General features: G+C 71.5%; 15 protein-coding genes and 3 pseudogenes. 11 read left to right on the top strand and 7 right to left on the bottom strand.

The features are described from left to right. Positions 1–10 precede the first annotated feature (10 nt). The 6 genes and pseudogenes from RVR_RS08795 to RVR_RS38570 all read left to right on the top strand — a co-directional run bounded on the left by RVR_RS08795 (position 11) and on the right by RVR_RS38570 (position 3,951). Positions 11–1,021 (top strand): glutamate ABC transporter substrate-binding protein, encoded by a 1,011-nt coding sequence (locus RVR_RS08795; RefSeq protein ID WP_202233313.1) that lies wholly within the window; start codon positions 11–13, stop codon positions 1,019–1,021. A 115-nt stretch (positions 1,022–1,136) separates the two neighbouring features. Beyond that, on the top strand, positions 1,137–1,868 hold the full coding sequence (locus RVR_RS08800; protein WP_346731505.1) for an ABC transporter permease subunit: 732 nt from the start codon (positions 1,137–1,139) through the stop codon (positions 1,866–1,868). Further along, the gene (locus RVR_RS08805) at positions 1,823–2,368 is read left to right on the top strand and encodes a class II glutamine amidotransferase (RefSeq protein ID WP_202233315.1); all 546 of its coding nucleotides are present in this window, start codon (positions 1,823–1,825) and stop codon (positions 2,366–2,368) included. The genes RVR_RS08800 and RVR_RS08805 overlap by 46 nt, the downstream gene beginning before the upstream one ends. Before the next feature lie 236 nt (positions 2,369–2,604). Next, positions 2,605–2,962, top strand: a pseudogene (locus tag RVR_RS37440) (transposase family protein); the annotation flags it as partial. A gap of 121 nt (positions 2,963–3,083) precedes the next feature. Beyond that, entirely contained in the window at positions 3,084–3,707 is a 624-nt protein-coding gene (locus tag RVR_RS08810; RefSeq protein ID WP_237404647.1) for a DUF6461 domain-containing protein, read from the top strand. Between the two features lie 121 nt (positions 3,708–3,828). After that, positions 3,829–3,951, top strand: a complete 123-nt coding sequence (locus RVR_RS38570) for a hypothetical protein (RefSeq protein ID WP_272933066.1) — start codon at positions 3,829–3,831, stop codon at positions 3,949–3,951. Between the two features lie 5 nt (positions 3,952–3,956). On the opposite strand, the pseudogene RVR_RS08815 reads toward RVR_RS38570, so the two are convergent. Next, positions 3,957–4,124: pseudogene (locus RVR_RS08815) on the bottom strand (transposase); the annotation flags it as partial. Positions 4,125–4,240: 116 nt separating this feature from the next. Between RVR_RS08815 and RVR_RS08820 the strand changes: the two are divergent. The 3 genes and pseudogenes from RVR_RS08820 to RVR_RS08830 all read left to right on the top strand — a co-directional run. After that, positions 4,241–5,083 (top strand): annotated as a pseudogene (locus tag RVR_RS08820) (ISL3 family transposase); the annotation flags it as partial. Between the two features lie 6 nt (positions 5,084–5,089). Continuing rightward, complete coding sequence (locus tag RVR_RS08825) at positions 5,090–5,410, top strand: transposase (protein ID WP_237405265.1); 321 nt, start codon at positions 5,090–5,092, stop codon at positions 5,408–5,410. Between the two features lie 9 nt (positions 5,411–5,419). Then, positions 5,420–5,569 carry a transposase gene (locus RVR_RS08830; protein ID WP_202233316.1) on the top strand — a complete coding sequence of 50 codons (150 nt, stop codon included), beginning with the start codon at positions 5,420–5,422 and terminating at the stop codon, positions 5,567–5,569. On the opposite strand, the gene RVR_RS08835 is transcribed toward RVR_RS08830, so the two are convergent. The 3 genes from RVR_RS08835 to RVR_RS08845 all read right to left on the bottom strand — a co-directional run bounded on the left by RVR_RS08835 (position 5,526) and on the right by RVR_RS08845 (position 9,426). Further along, positions 5,526–6,059, bottom strand: coding sequence for a hypothetical protein (locus RVR_RS08835; protein ID WP_202233317.1), 534 nt, complete (start codon positions 6,057–6,059; stop codon positions 5,526–5,528). The genes RVR_RS08830 and RVR_RS08835 overlap by 44 nt on opposite strands. A gap of 539 nt (positions 6,060–6,598) precedes the next feature. After that, positions 6,599–7,504 carry an NADP-dependent oxidoreductase gene (locus RVR_RS08840; RefSeq protein ID WP_202233318.1) on the bottom strand — a complete coding sequence of 302 codons (906 nt, stop codon included), beginning with the start codon at positions 7,502–7,504 and terminating at the stop codon, positions 6,599–6,601. 452 nt (positions 7,505–7,956) lie between these two features. Continuing rightward, entirely contained in the window at positions 7,957–9,426 is a 1,470-nt protein-coding gene (locus tag RVR_RS08845; protein WP_202233319.1) for an MFS transporter, read from the bottom strand. Between the two features lie 84 nt (positions 9,427–9,510). Here RVR_RS08845 and RVR_RS37445 point away from each other — a divergent pair, with 84 nt between their 5' ends. Beyond that, positions 9,511–10,149, top strand: coding sequence for a TetR/AcrR family transcriptional regulator (locus tag RVR_RS37445; protein WP_237404648.1), 639 nt, complete (start codon positions 9,511–9,513; stop codon positions 10,147–10,149). 146 nt (positions 10,150–10,295) lie between these two features. Then, entirely contained in the window at positions 10,296–11,162 is an 867-nt protein-coding gene (locus tag RVR_RS08855; RefSeq protein ID WP_202233320.1) for an Fpg/Nei family DNA glycosylase, read from the top strand. 103 nt (positions 11,163–11,265) lie between these two features. Here the strand turns inward: RVR_RS08855 and RVR_RS08860 are convergent, their stop codons facing one another. The 3 genes from RVR_RS08860 to rpmG all read right to left on the bottom strand — a co-directional run bounded on the left by RVR_RS08860 (position 11,266) and on the right by rpmG (position 14,650). Continuing rightward, positions 11,266–13,923: a hypothetical protein gene (locus tag RVR_RS08860; protein WP_202233321.1), complete on the bottom strand. Its 2,658-nt coding sequence runs from the start codon at positions 13,921–13,923 to the stop codon at positions 11,266–11,268. A gap of 296 nt (positions 13,924–14,219) precedes the next feature. Beyond that, the gene (locus tag RVR_RS08865) at positions 14,220–14,480 is read right to left on the bottom strand and encodes a type B 50S ribosomal protein L31 (RefSeq protein WP_202233322.1); all 261 of its coding nucleotides are present in this window, start codon (positions 14,478–14,480) and stop codon (positions 14,220–14,222) included. Between the two features lie 5 nt (positions 14,481–14,485). Next, positions 14,486–14,650 carry a 50S ribosomal protein L33 gene (gene rpmG, locus RVR_RS08870; RefSeq protein ID WP_202233323.1) on the bottom strand — a complete coding sequence of 55 codons (165 nt, stop codon included), beginning with the start codon at positions 14,648–14,650 and terminating at the stop codon, positions 14,486–14,488. Positions 14,651–14,670: the final 20 nt, after the last annotated feature.

Consider the following 14,670-nt stretch of genomic DNA (forward strand, 5'->3'; position numbering starts at 1 on the left):
AGGAGAGATCATGAGCAGCATCCCCGTCTCGAACAGAGCAGGCACGTCCGCGGTCTTCGACCAGAGTGACCTGTTCGCCACGAGGATCCGTCGTGTCCGGGTCCGGCGTGCCGCCGTGGCGGCGGTGCTCGCCGTCTCGGCGTTCGCCGTAACGGCCTGCTCCGGCAGTTCGTCCGGATCGCCGAAGACGGGCAACGTGGACAAGGCTGTCGCCACGGATGCCTCCGTGGATGATCTGGTCACCTCCGAGCAGCCTGCGGCCGCCTCGCTTCTGCCGGACGGCTCGACCGCGGCCAAGATCAAGGCCAAGGGCGTGCTGCGGGTCGGCGGCACCCAGACCACCGCGATGTTCTCGCTGCTGAACCCGACCACCGGTAAGATCGAAGGATTCGACTCGGCCCTATCCCGGCTGCTGGCGAAGTACATCATCGGCAAGGACTCCACCAAACTGACGACCGTCACCTCCGCCACCCGCGAGGCCCTGCTGAAGAACGGGTCGGTCGACACGGTGTTCGCCACCTACGTCATCACACCGGAACGGGAGAAGGTCGTCGCCTTCGCCGGCCCGTACTACGAGGACGGCCTCGGTCTCCAGGTCAGGAAGAACGAGAACGGCATCACCAACCTCAAGGACCTCGCGGGCAAGACCGTGGTGACCGGGTCGGGCTCGACCGCGACCACCGCCGTCAAGAAGGCCGCGCCGTCGGCGAAGATCCAACTCTGCGACATCAACGCCGAGTGCCTCCAGGCCCTTCAGCAGGGCCGCGCCGACGCCTACGTCATGGACCAGGGCCTGCTGGCGGGCAACGCCTTGACCAACACGGACGTCAAGGTGCTCAGCGGCACCTTCAGCGCCGAGCCGTACGGCATCGGACTCCCTCTGGACGAGCCCGACTTCAAGGTGTTCGTCAACGACTGGCTCAAGAAGATCACGGCCGACGGCACGTGGGCCAAGGTCTGGAAAGCCACCGTGGGCACCGCGGTGCCCGGCGCGGCACCGACGCCTCCCACCGTCGGCTGACCGGCCATGGGGCTCCTATTCTCCCATCTCGGCGTGTTCGGCTACGAGCTACTGGTGTCTCTGGAGATCAACGGCAGCACCTTCGTCCCGGCCGGACTGCCGGATCTGCTACCTGATCAGCTTGGTCGTCCCCTTGCTCGTGTTGGCCTGGGCCTACGTCGCAACACTGCGCAGTGTTCGGCTGCTGGTGCTGTTGACGCTCTTCGTGTTCGGACTGCCCGAAGTCGGCCTGGTCCACTCGCTGCTGTGGACGGCGGGGACCGCGATGAGCCTGTACTGGGCCGTGTCCTTCTACGAGGCCATAAGGTCCGGGGACCGGGCGGTGCCGGCCGGACAAATCGAGGTCGGCCGCGCCCTCGGACTGACCTACACCCAGATCCAGCGGCTGATCGCGCTCCCGCTGGAGTTCCGTTCCGCGGTCCAGCCGCTCGCGCCGCTGCTCATCGCGACCACCCTCAACTCGTCCCTGGCCGCGACCGTCGGAGCGACCCAGGAACCCACCGGCCGGACCCAGTTCCTCGACCTCCAGTACGCCCAGCCGCTGACCACCTTCGGCGCGGCAGCAGTCTGCTACGTCGCCCTGACGCTGGGCATAAGACAGACGGCGGCCGCACTGGACTGCTCGAATGGCGGCCGAGCCGGACCCGCAACCGCATTCGGCACAGCTGACCCACCACAGTCCGGGCACACCGGTAAAGGGTATGACAGCTCCCATCTCGACGCCGGATCGGCCGCGGCCCGCGGTTTCGCACACGACGACGCAGTCGGCTTTCCCGGCCCCCCGACAGGAACGAGACCGCCATGTGCCGTATGCTCGGCGTCGTCGCCGCCGCCCGCGCACCCCTGAGCACCCTGATCGCCGATGACCTCGACCCCTACCTCGGCCTGGCCTGCGAACACAACAACGGCTGGGGCATAGCCACCGTCAGCGAGACACACACCGTCACCACCGCCAAGGAACACGAGCGCGCCGACCTCAGCCCCGAATTCGCCCGCGTCGTACGCAAGACAGTCACCGACGCCGCGGTCCTGCACCTGCGCCTGGCCAGCCCGCACATCCCGGTCACACACGGCAATACCCACCTCTTCGGCGACGAGCGGATCGCTTTCGCGCACTACGGGGGCTTCAGACCGCCCACCTGTCTCGACTCCTTCCTCGGCCCCGAAGCACTGGCCACCACCCAGGGCGACACCGACAGCGAGCGCTTCTACCTCGCGGTCCGCCGCCGCATCGATGACGGCATGCGTCCGGAGAAGGCCATCGCCGCCACCGCCGCCGACATCCACGCGGTCGCCGACCAGTACGCAAGCCTCAACTGCCTGCTGCTCACACCCGACGCCTTGTAGGCCTACACCGGCCACGACCCCCACTACGACGTCATCAGCCGCCCCCGTGCCGACTTCTTCTCCCTCAGCTACCGCGTCCGATACAACCAGATCGTCATCGCCTCCAGCGGCCGGACGCAGACAGTACCGCAAGGGACCACGCTGCCCGAGGACCACGTACTGGAGATCCGCCGCGCCACCCTGGCCCTGCACATCCACCCCGGCTGATTAGAGGAGACAGGTGTCGTTGAACCCGTGTGCGGGATGTCAACTCCCTTATGGTAAAGGTGATTTCAGTGCCTTCGGGGCTGGTCGTCGAGAATGTGTTGGACGACGGTGAGGTGATCCGGGAGCCGCTCGGACCCCGGAGGTTCCCTTCCCCTGCCCGATGTGGGGGCCCGACGGACAGAGTGCACGGCTACCACGGCCGCACGGTTGCAGACGTGCCGGTCGACGACCGGCAGGTCTTCGGAGGTGGCACGGAGTTACGCGGCCGGGCGGCCTTGCGCCTGGCGCGGCTCCTGGCAATGCCCGTCTCATCGGCACCGCTCCGCCATGATCATCATCGACACCGTGACCGGTGAACGCATCAATGTCCTGCCCGACCCCAGGGCCGTTGAACATTCCGTCGGGGACCAGGACGGCGTAGACGGTCAGAAACGCAGTGCTGTGGAAGCGATGTCGGCCACGGCAGAGAGAGCCCGTGCTGTCGGCGGTCTCTGCTATGGATGTGGTCATGGACAACGAGACCGCTGCATGCATCGCACGACACGACTGGTTCGAAACCTATGACTCGGACTGTTTCGCCTTGATCGAAGGTGCCGACGAGAGCGAGGTGATCCGCAGATTCGGTGGAGAACCGAGCAGTACAGAGATGCACGGTCCCGAGTTCTTCGGAGAGGTGAATCAGGGCCGCGAGTTCGGCGATGTGCAGTTGGTGCTGCGGGTCGGTACCGCGGCACCGGGGCAGGTCTTCGCAATCGAGAACGGCTACACGGGCGCCTATGCGCTCCGCAGTCTTTCGCAAGGGGGCGCCCGTGCGTTGTCCATCTTCACGCACGTCAACGGCGCCGACCTCATCGGCTACGCAGTCAATGGCAGGCTGGTCATCCATGAGGAACCCTGGGGCCCGCTCACTCCGCTCTCCGACCCAGATCCCGACCCCGCATGGGACCCGGCCTGGTGCGCGGACCTGACCGACCCGGAGCACGACGAGTGGCTGCGCGGAGCGCGGCAACTGGTGCTGGCCGAGCGCGTCATGGGTCTGCGCATCGACCCTCGTTGGTTCGAGATACCGCTGCGCACCATCCTGCTACCGAACCCCCACTCCAACCCGGTCGTCGACCCGCGGATCTACTAGGCTTCTTCGACGTGGCCACCTGTCGGATGATAGCGGTGAGTCGCAACGGGCGAGGCTACCGAGCTGTTGATCGAGATGTCTGACGTCTCAATCACATTGTCCGGGGACATCGTTGGTCGTCTTGATCAGCCACCGCCTCGGTGCCACCCACACCACGGCTCACATCCTCGTCCTCGACGGCGGCCGGATCATCGAGGAGGACACCCACGAATCGCTGCTCAATCCGACGACGGCACTTAACTGATCGTTTCAGAATGAGGTCCGAAGGCGGCGAAGGCATATGAGGCTGCAGGCCAGGTCAAGTAGCCCCTGGTGGAGGTCGGCGCGGCGTTCGTAGCGGGTGCGGAGCCGTTTGAACTGGCGCAGCCAGGCGAATGTGCGCTCGGCTACCCAGCGAGCCTTGCCCAGCCCGGAGCCGCGGCCGGGCCCGACGGCGGGTCCGTCCAGCCGACGGCTCTGTTCCGTAGTCGGTGGTGACGCCAGGTGACGGGTGTTGCTGACGTGGTACGCAAGATGTCAACTCCCTTGCAGCCATGGTGTTTTCAGGGCTCTCTGTTCTGGTCATCGAGGATGTGGCGGATGACGGTGAGGTGATCCGGGTCGTCGCACGGACCCGGGGTGGTCTGATCCCCTGCCCGGTGTGCGGAGTGCTGACGGGGAAGGTGCACGGATATCACGTCCGGACGGTGGCGGACGTACCGGTGGACGGCCGGAAGGTCCTGGCCCGTGTCCGGGTGCGGCGCCTGGCCTGTCCGGTCCCGGGCTGCCCACGGCAGACCTACCGTGAGCAGGTTCCTGCGCTGATCCAGCGCCTTCAGCGCCGCACCACGCGTCCGACCCCGCAGGTCTCGGAGATCGTCAAGAAGTCATGCGGCCGGGCGGCTTGCCGCCTCACCCGGCTCCCGGCCACGCCCCTGTCCTATGCGACCTCCCTGCACCTGCTGCGGCGCATACCCACCCCGACGCTCCGCGTCCCACAGGTGATCGGGGTCGACGACTTTGCCCTGCCCCGCCGCCACCGCTACGCCACGATCATCATCGACACCGAGACCGGGGAACACATCGATGCCCTGCCCGACCGCGAGGCCGCCACATGGGAGGCACGGCTCCGTGGGAAGAATGAAGTCGAGGCCGTGTGCCGGGACGGCTCGGCCACCCACGCCGAGGCGATCCGCCGGGCCCTGCCCGACGCGGTGCAGGCCAGCGACCGCTGACACCTGTGGAAGAACCTGTGCGACCAGGCCCTGGCCGAAGTCCGTGCGCACGCCCCTTGCTGGGGCACCGTCAACCCGCCCCGACCCGGCGGCGTCCGTGAGCAGACCACCCGCAAGCGCTCGCGCAAAGCCCATGACCTCCACGGCCAGGGCATCGGCCTGCAGTCGGTGAAAGCCGACGCCGTCGTCGGCGTCGACAGCCGCGGCTTCGACGGTGGGAAACTGATCAACGGGCGGAAGCGGCACCTGGTGGTCGACACGCTCGGCCTGTTGCTGGGCGTGATGGTCACCGCCGCGGACTTCGGGGACCGCACCGCCGCGGCGGTCCTGCTCCAGCGCGTGGCCGACGCCCACAACGGGCTGGAGCTGGTCTGGGCCGACGGTGGCTACACCGGCAGCCTCGTCGGACACTGCCTGGCCGCACTCTCGCTGGTCCTGCAGGTCGTCAAACGCAGCGACGACCAGAAGGGGTTCGTGGTGCTGCCCTAGCGGTGGATCGTGGAGCGCACGAACGCGTGGCTGATGCGCACCCGCCGGCTGGCGCGCGACTACGAACGCCGCACCACCAGTGCGGAGGCGATGGCCTACTGGTCGATGACCCTGCTCATGACCCGCCGCCTGGCGAGGCCACACCCGCAGCCGGCGTGAACCGGCCCGCCCCGGGCTCGGCCAGCCAGCCCCGCGCGACCAGGCGTTTCGCCTTCGACCGCAAGGCTTCCACTCGGGCCGGCACCACGTCCATGCCGAACGCCGCGGCCGTCTCCTGGCAGGTCAGCGGTCCTTGACCGAGCCCGTGCCGGTCCGCGAGCGTCTGCACGATGCGCTGGTAGTCCACTGACAGCACCGACCGGTCAAGGCCCTCACGCCACACCGGCACCTGCGACCTCGGCTTGACCGCATGCCCGGGCACCGACGGCACACCCGCGTCCAACGGATCCGAGGCAACCTCCGTAGCGGCGGTGCCGGCGCCCGGCGCCAGGACTACATCGACCCGCCTGCGGGCGACCGTCCACTCCCGCCATTCCTCCTCGGCCGCAACCAACTCGGCCTGGATCCGGTCGGCCTCCTCCCGCAACCGATCGACTTCACGGCGAGCAGCGAGCTCGTGCTGCTCCAGCAGCCCGACAACCGACGGCATCCAAGCCTCCCCGGCGAACGACAACCCGACAGGCCACTACTCCCACACGATCCCCGGCCCCATGCCTGACCAGAGAAAACGCCGCCATCAAGTTCGGAACGACAACAGCCACTTAACTACACCGCTCCGGCCGCCGGCAGCACTGGAACACTGGCGCGGACACCATCCAGGCCCGTCCCTTTACCTGCCATCGGCCAACAAGGGCCCCGCCCCAACGGAGCCGGAAAGAGCGATCCAAGCCTGTTGGCGACTCCCTGGGACTTCTCTGGGACTTCCGGCCACATCAAGGGGCATGTCCGTGAAATAGCGGAAAGACCTTCCATGCAGGTCAGTGCCCCAAAGCCAACCATCGGGGCAGGTCAGAGAGGCGCCTGGTCTCTACTTCGACATCTAAGAGGCGAATGCCGTCGCTCCCTGCCTGACCTGCTCCATAGCGGGTCGGACAGGGAGCGACGGCGTCTCCGGGATCTCTCTGTGGGGTGTCCGGGCATGGCACAGGGCACCGCAGGTGCGGCACACGCCGCGAGGACGTTCCGAGATCAGACGGTCACGACGATCTTTCCCCGGACGTGCCCCTGCTCGGAGGCAGCGTGCGCTTTCGCGATCTCCTCCAGTGGATAGGACCGCTCGATGCGCGGCACGTAACGGCCCTCTCCGCCGAGACGGGCGGCTTCGGCCAGGAGCGTGGAGTCGTTGACGGCGTTGGCCACCCGGACTCCCAGCGGCTCGGCGTTCATGTGATCGGCGACCGTCACCACGCGGTCCGGACCGCCGGCGATCTCGACCAGATCGGACAGGGAGCCGGAGCCGGCAACGTCGAGGACCAGGTCGATCCCCGTCGGGGCCAGGTCGGCGAGTCGCTCGGACAGGCCCGCGCCGTAGGTGACCGGAACGGCGCCGAGGGAGGTGAGGTAGGCGTGGTTGCGTTCACTGGCCGTCCCGATCACGGTGGCGCCCAGCGCGCGGGCGATCTCGACCGCCGCGCCTCCGACGCCGCCGGCAGCCCCTTCGATCAGCAGAGTGCGGCCCTCCAGGTGCCCGAGCGCCTTCAGCCCGCCCAGCGCCGTCACGGACGCCAGGCCCGCGGCGGCGGCCTCGTTGTCGCTCCAGTCGGCGGGTGCGGGAGCCCAGGCCGACAGGACCGCGAACTCGGCCGAAGCACCCGTCACTCCGCCGAGGCCGAAGACCCGGTCACCGATGCCGACCGAGTCGACGCTCCCACCGATCCTGTCCACCACGCCCACGGCGTCGCGTCCCGGGATCGCGGGCAGATCGACCGGCAGGAAGTCGCGCACCGATCCGTTGCGTACCTTCCAGTCGACGGGATTGACGCTGGCCGCCGTGACCCGGACGCGGATCTCACCGGGGCCGGGCGTCGGGTCCGGAGCCTGCTCGACGACAAGGGTGTCCGTACCGCCGTACTCGTGGTAGCGGGCTGCGCGCATGATGACCTGCTCTTTTCGGTGCGAATGGCTACGGATGTCCTGGCGTCCCATACTCTAGAACCTGACATTGACGTGAGGTGCAACTCCGGACGTCAGCCGGGAGGAAGAAGAGAGAGTCATACGGATAGGTGAGGCAACCCGCCAGTGGGCGGTGAGCGTGCGTGCGCTGCGCTCTCACGAGGAGCGGAACCTGCTGCGGACCGACGGCGGTGCCGGAGGTCAGTGCCATGACCCGGAATCCGCGGGCGAGCAGGTCCATATGATCCAGCAGATGTTCGCCGCCGGACCGCCGGGTACCGCCCCGACGTCCTCAACGGCCGCCCATCCGGCACTGGCCTTGCCCCCGCCCCACCATGCCGACACCGCCCTTTGAAGGTCAGCAGACCGGCCCGGACGGGATCAGGGACCCGTCGCCTCTCGGGGGCGGCGGGTCCCCGCGGTTCTCCGTCGCCTCAGGGGGCACCGCGCACCGCGCCCGGCTCCGGCTGCGGCTGCGGCTCCAGCAGGGGCTCCGGCAGGGGCGCCCCGCCCGCGGGTTCGCTCCGGGCGGCGGCCACCCGGGCCCGGCCGGCCCGCGGCACCGCGACCGCGGCGGCGAGGGCGACGAGCGAGGCCACGACCATGGCCAGGAAGGCATGGTCGAACCCGGCGCCCGTCGGCGCCGACCCGGCACCGCCGGATGTCACCAGGGTCGCCGCGACCTGCCCGCCGAAGGCACCGCCGAGCGTGCGCGCGACGGTGTTGACCCCCGTCGCGACACCCGTCTCCTCGGGGCGCACCGCCTGCACCACGAGGTTCGCCATGGCCGCGAAGGCCAGGCCGATGCCCAGGCCCAGCAGGGCGCTGGCCGCAAGGATGGGCAGCCGGGAGCCGTGCGCGGCCGCGAGCAGGACGAACCCGGCGAGCACCGCGCCCGCCCCGCACACCGCGGGCGGCTTCGCGCCGTAGCGGGCCTCCAGGCGGCCGGAGAAGGGGCCGACCAGGAGCATCACCGCGGACAGCGGCAGCACCATGAGGCTCGCGGTGGTGACGGAGTCGCCGAAGCCGACCTGCGACTCGGCGTACTGCGGGACCAGCAGCAGGGCCGAGAAGAGGCCGAAGCCGAGACCGATCGCGAGCAGGTTGACCGGCCACACCGCGCGCTTCCGCATCATGGCCATGTCGACCAGCGGGGACGCCGAGCGGTTCTCGACCGCCACCCACAGCGCCAGGACGACGGCGCCCGCCGCGGCCAGTCCGAGCGTCCGGGCGTCGACCCACCCCCAGGCGGCGGTCCGGCTGACCGCCAGCAGGATCGCGGACAGGCCGGCGGACATCAGGGCCGCGGCACCCCAGTTGACGGACGCGGAGGCCCGCAGACGCGAGGCGGGGAGCACCCGGGCGGACACCGCGAGCCCGAGCGCGGTGCAGATCAGCGGTATCCAGAACAGCCAGTGGACCGACAGGTGGTCGGCGATGATGCCGGCGAGCAGGACCCCCAGACCACTTCCCAGGCCCAGCAGCGCGGAGATGAGACCGATGGCGGCGGGCACCTTCTCGCGCGGGAGCTCCTCGCGCACGATGGCGAAGCTGAGCGCGAACAGGCCGCCGGCCACGCCCTGGACGACCCGGCCGAGGAGGAGCAGCCACAGCGTGTCGGCGAGGGCGGCCAGGAGCGTGCCGGCCATGACGACGCCGAGCGTGACCAGGAAGACCGGGCGCTTGCCGTGGATGTCGCCGAGGCGCCCGACGACCGGGGTGCAGATGCCCAGGCTCAGCAGGAAGACGGTGAGGGCCCACGCGGCGCTGTCCGGCGTGGTGTGCACGGAGAGGGCGATCTTGCCGATCGCCGGCGAGACGAGCGACTGCAGCAGCGCGACGGCCAGGCAGACGAAGGCGAGGGACCCGACGATCAGGCCGGGGCGGGTGCGTTGGGTGGACATGGCCGCCACCGTAGATCTAAGTGGGCACGGGTGTCCACTTAAAATGGTCACGAGTGCCCACTTGTCCCGTCTAGGGTGGGGCCGGTGAGACCAGAACCCCTGCGGGGCCCCGCCCAGCGCGCCGACGCCCGCGCGAACCGCGAGGCGATCCTCGCCGCCGCCGCCAGGCTGTACGCCGACCGGGACCCCGCCATCCCGAGCATCGACATCGCCAAGGCGGCGGGCGTCGGCCGCGCCACGCTGGCCCGCCACTTCCCGACACCGCAGTCGCTGCGCCTGGCGGTCTTCGAGCAGTTGATCGAGCAGATCGAGCGGATCGCCTCGTCCCTTCCGGACGGCCCCGGCGTGCTGCCGCTGTTCATCGGCCGGGTGATCGACCTGTTCGACGACAACGCCCCGCTCGTCGACCTGATCCGCTCGGCCAGGGACCCGCGCGCCGGCACCGACGACCTGGTGGAACGGCTGCGCGCCGCGGTCACGCCGGTACTGTGGCGCGCGCGCGAGGCCGGGGTCATCGACACCGAGGTGGACGCCGAGGACTTCCGCCTGCTCATCTTCATGGCCAGCAGCGCGACGCGCACCCACCCCGGCCCCGACGCGCGCGCCCGGATCGCCCGGCTCGTCTGGAACGCGCTGCGCCGCTCCTTTGAGCAGCCGCCGCCCGCACCGCCGGCCGAGGCCCCGCCGGCCGAGGCCGCATCGACCGAGCAGGGTTCCGGCTGACACCGGGCCGCGCCGCCGCGTCACCCGGGGTCGGTGCGATGCGGGCGCCGGCCCGCTCGGGCGGGGCGGGCGCGCTCGGGCAGGGGCGGGGGAGGCGGGGCGGGCACGCTCGGGCAGGGGCGGGGGAGGCGGGGCAGAATGGGAGTATGCCTGAATTGCCCGAGGTCGAGGCGTTGCGCTGGTTTCTCGACGAGCACCTGGTGGGGAGGGAGATCGAGCGGGTCCACCCGCTGGCTGTCAGTGCGCTGAAGACCTACCGCCCGGGGGTCGCGGACCTGGAGGGGCGGACGTTCGACGCCGTGGCGCGTTACGGGAAGTTCCTGGACCTGGGAGCCGGGGACCTGCACCTGGTGATGCACCTGGCGCGGGCGGGCTGGGTGCGGTGGAACGACAGGATGCCCGAGGCGCCGCCCCGCCCGGGCAAGAGCCCGCTCGCGCTGCGGGTTCGGCTGGCGGACCCCGCCGGGGTCGGGTTCGACGTGACGGAGGCGGGCACGCAGAAGCGGCTGGCCGTCTACGTGGTGCACGACCCGGCGGAGGTGCCGGGCGTCGCGCGGCTGGGGCCCGACCCGCTGGCGCCGGACTTCACGCCCGAGGTCTTCTCGGGGCTGCTGGCGGGCGAACGGCGGCAGGTCAAGGGGATGCTGCGGGACCAGAGCGTGATCGCGGGGATCGGCAACGCGTACTCCGACGAGATCCTGCACGCGGCGAAGATGTCGCCGTACAAGCTCGCGGCGAAGCTGTCGGGGCAGGAGGCGGCGCTGCTGTACGACATGATCGGCAGCACGCTGCGCGACGCGGTCGAGCGCTCACGCGGGCTGCCGCTGCGTGATCTGAAGGCGGAGAAGAAGAGCGGGCTTCGGGTGCACGGGCGCAAGGGCGAGCCGTGCCCGGTGTGCGGGGACACCATCCGCGAGGTGTCCTTCAGCGATTCGGCGCTCGACTACTGCCCCACCTGCCAGACCGGCGGGAAGCCCCTCGCGGACCGCCGCCTGTCGCGGTTGCTGAAGTAGGGGGCGGTGGGACGCGCGGGGCGGTGGGCGTACGGGCTCCGGCTCGCCCCGTCCCGCCACGCCGGCGCCATCCCGAGGCCCCTGGTCCCGCGCGGCGCCCGGGTCACGAGGCGTCCTGCGTGAACGTGATGGTGGTCGTGATGTCGCCGCCCGGGGTGGGGGCGCACTCCTGCGCCGCGCCCGCGCACGGGCCGGTCCAGGTGCCCGGCAGGTAGAGCGGGCTCATGGTGGCGCTCGACCCGGCGGAGGTGCCGGCCCCGTCCGACGTGCTCGACCCGCCGGTGGGGTCCGCGCCGGCCGTGCTCCCCGTGGTGCTCGAACCGCCGGCGCCGCCCGCGCCCGTGGTGCCGCCGTCCCCGGCGCCGCCGGAACCGCCCGGGTCGGTGCCGCCCCCGTGGGCGTCGAGCAGGAGCGGGGCCTTCGCGTCGAAGTAGCGGACGGTGCAGGGTTCGGCCGGGTCGCAGGTGGTGACGGTGCCGTCGGAGGTGATGTCGACGTACCCGTGCCGGCTGCCGGTGGCGTCGGGGGACACGGTCACCTTGACGGTGGCGAAGGCCCTGCCGGTCAACCGGGCGCTGCTCCTGCCGTCCTTGCCGTAGCTGACCGTGAGGGTGTCCGCGCGCCGGCCGAGCGCAGTCGGCGCGAACCGGACCAGAACGCTGCAACTGGTGCCCGCGGCGAGCTTCTTGGCCTGCGCCGGCGCCCCGCCGCCGTCGAGGAACCCGGGCGCCACGGCCTCCCCGGTCCGGCACGAGCCCTGGGTGATGGCGAAGTCGGAGCGGGTGGACAGGGTGATCGCCTCCAGGGCGACCGGTGTGCCGTTGGGGTTGGTGATGGTGAGTGTGGCGACGGGGGCGCTGCCGGCCGGGCCCGCGTGGACGTCACCGTAGTCGGCGGTGCCCTCGATCGTGAGGGGGCGCAGGGCGGTGCCGGGTCCGGTCGGGGAGGTGGCCTCGGTGGGGGCGGTGCCGCTCGGGGCGTCCTGGTCCGCGATGCCGCTGCTGCGCCGGACGCCGGGCAGGCCGCCGGAGGTGGCGGGGCCGCCCTTGGCCCCGGCCGCCGAGGTGCTGTGGTGCCGGCCGGTGACACCCACCCCGCCCAGCCCGTCGCCCCCCACGGTGCCGACCGCGACCGCGACGCCGGTCGCCAGGGCCGCGGTCGCGGCAGCCATGCCGACGAGCGCTCTGTGACTGCGGCGGCGTGCCCGGGCCCTCCTCCGGCGCCCCGTCGAACGCCCTATGCCGGACAGCCGCCTGCCCAGCAGGGCCCGCGAGGCGCCCGCGGCGCCCCCGCCGCGCGCGTCGCCGCTGCCGCCGGCCAGCACCAGGTTCGCCCGGGTGTCCTCCACCGCGGGGTCGTGGACGGCGCGGAAGTGCCGCGTGCGCAGCTCCAACGCGTGGGACAGCGCGTCGCGGGCCTCCTCCCGGCGGCCCTCCAGGAGGTGGAGCGTGCCCTCCTGGTGGGCGAAGTGCGCCTCCGCCGCCGCGTCCGGCAGCCGGCCGGCCGCGAGGCGCCCGATCTCAAGAGTCCGCTGCCAGGACCTCCAGTGGCCCTGGACGCACAGCACCGGCTCCACGGTCGTGGCGAGCGCGACCACCGACTCCCAGTCCCCGCGGCCCGCCGCCGCGTCCAGCAGCGGCACCGCCGCGTCGGCGGCCTGTCCCGCCTCCTCCCCGGCCGGGTCGCGCGCCTCGATCCAGGCGCCGAGGGTCCGCAGGGACGCGCGCAGGTCGAGCTGACGGTGGAGCAGCCGCAGGTACGGCTCGGGCAGGCCGGCCGGCAGGCCGAAGCGGTCGCCGTGCTTCTCGGCCAGTCCCCGGGCGCACAGCCGCTCGAACCGCTCGGCGCCGGGTTCGACCTCGGCCATCGCGGCGACCAGCCGGGCCGGCAGCCGGGCACCGCCGAGCAGGGCCAGCGCGGCCAGGGCCCGTCGGGACTGCGGGTCGAGCGCGGCGACGGCCAACGCGTCGAGCGTGGCGGGGCCCGGCTCGACCTGGCGCACCAGGTCGGCGAGGTCGCGGTCGTCGTACCGCACCAGCGCGGCGGCCTGGCGCAGGGCGAGCGGGCGGCCGTCGAGCGCGGCGACCAGCCGGTGCGCCTGCGGCAGTTCGGCGCCGGCGATGATCCGGTCGAGGAGGCGGGAGAGCAGGGTCACCGCGTCCTCGGCGGCGAGCCCGGGCAGCGGGTGGGAGATACCGAGCGGCCCGACGGCCGGCCGGACCGCGCCGATCAGCACCGCGCACCCGCGTAACGCCTCCCGCAGGTCGGCGATCTGCGGCGGGTCGTACCCCACGTCGTCCAACGCGACGACGGCGTTCACCTGCCGGAGGGCGCGCCGGCACTCCTCGGCGCTCAGCCGGGGAGCGCCGGGCGGGTACACGTAGAACTCGCGGACCAGGTCCTGGAGGAAGTCCTCGAAGTCGGCGGCGCCGACTCGGACGTAGGCGTCCGGGGCGACGGCGCGCAGCAGGGAGGTCTTCCCCGATCCGCGTTCCGCGGTGAACTCGACCATGCGGCGCGACCGCACCACGCTGCGCAGCAGGCCCAGTTGCTCTTCCCGCCCCACGAGCGTGCCCACCGCGCCCGTGTGCGGATGGCTCACCCGGCGGCGCGGCAGGCGCGCGGGCGGGCCGTCCTCCTCCCCGCACCGGTCGCCGTCCCGCCCATCCGTTCCGGGCGCGGCACGCTCCAGCCGCACGCCGCGGCCGCGTCCTTTGACCACCACGCGGAACTCTCCGAAGTCGAAGCCTTCCATCGCCACCCCCGGCACCCCTGGTTCCCCCGGTCATCCCCGGCTTCCCGGACGGGAATGAACGCGGCGCTCCCTGCACCACGCGAGAACCACGTTACGGGCTGCGTCCGCCTCCCTGCGCAAAGTTATCCACAGCCTGCGCGAGAAGTCCGATATTCAAGCCCGGGGGTACGGGGCGGTGGCCGGCGGGGGCGACCCGCGGATGCGACGAGGCCCGGCACGCATGGCGTGCCGGGCCTCGTCATCGGTCCGTGCGGGGGCGGCCCGCCGGGGGGCCGCATCCCGCCGGCGGGCGGGCCGGGGCCTCACCTCTCTTCGGACGCCTCGCGGCCGTAGCGGCGGTTGAACCGCTCGACCCGGCCGGCGGAGTCCATGACGCGCTGGGTGCCCGTGTAGAAGGGGTGGCTCGCCGACGAGACCTCCACGTCGAACACCGGGTAGGTCCGGCCGTCGGTCCACTCGACGGTGCGGTCGCCGGTGAGCGTGGAACGGGTCAGGAAGGCGTCACCCGAGGCGCGGTCGCGGAAGACGACGGGGCCGTAGGCGGGGTGGATGGAGGGCTTCATGTCGGTCAGCGCTCCTCTCGGAAGTCGACGTGGCGACCCGCGACGGGGTCGAACTTGCGCAGGGTCATGCGGTCGGGGTCGTTCCGCCGGTTCTTGCGGGTGACGTACGTGTAGCCGGTGCCCGCGGTGGACCGGAGCTTGACGACGGGACGCAGTTCGTTTCTGGCCATGCCGACAGTATACGACTTTG

Source organism: Streptomyces sp. SN-593 (assembly GCF_016756395.1).
GTDB classification, from domain to species: domain Bacteria; phylum Actinomycetota; class Actinomycetes; order Streptomycetales; family Streptomycetaceae; genus Actinacidiphila; species Actinacidiphila reveromycinica.

Coding starts and splice junctions, on each gene's coding strand:
- RVR_RS08795 (WP_202233313.1), top strand. CDS start 11: ATGAGCAGCATCCCCGTCTCGAACAGAGCAGGCACGTCCGCGGTCTTC.
- RVR_RS08805 (WP_202233315.1), top strand. CDS start 1,823: ATGTGCCGTATGCTCGGCGTCGTCGCCGCCGCCCGCGCACCCCTGAGC.
- RVR_RS08810 (WP_237404647.1), top strand. CDS start 3,084: ATGGACAACGAGACCGCTGCATGCATCGCACGACACGACTGGTTCGAA.
- RVR_RS08835 (WP_202233317.1), bottom strand. CDS start 6,059: ATGCCGTCGGTTGTCGGGCTGCTGGAGCAGCACGAGCTCGCTGCTCGC.
- RVR_RS08840 (WP_202233318.1), bottom strand. CDS start 7,504: ATGCGCGCAGCCCGCTACCACGAGTACGGCGGTACGGACACCCTTGTC.
- RVR_RS08845 (WP_202233319.1), bottom strand. CDS start 9,426: ATGTCCACCCAACGCACCCGCCCCGGCCTGATCGTCGGGTCCCTCGCC.
- RVR_RS08855 (WP_202233320.1), top strand. CDS start 10,296: ATGCCTGAATTGCCCGAGGTCGAGGCGTTGCGCTGGTTTCTCGACGAG.
- RVR_RS08865 (WP_202233322.1), bottom strand. CDS start 14,480: ATGAAGCCCTCCATCCACCCCGCCTACGGCCCCGTCGTCTTCCGCGAC.
- rpmG (WP_202233323.1), bottom strand. CDS start 14,650: ATGGCCAGAAACGAACTGCGTCCCGTCGTCAAGCTCCGGTCCACCGCG.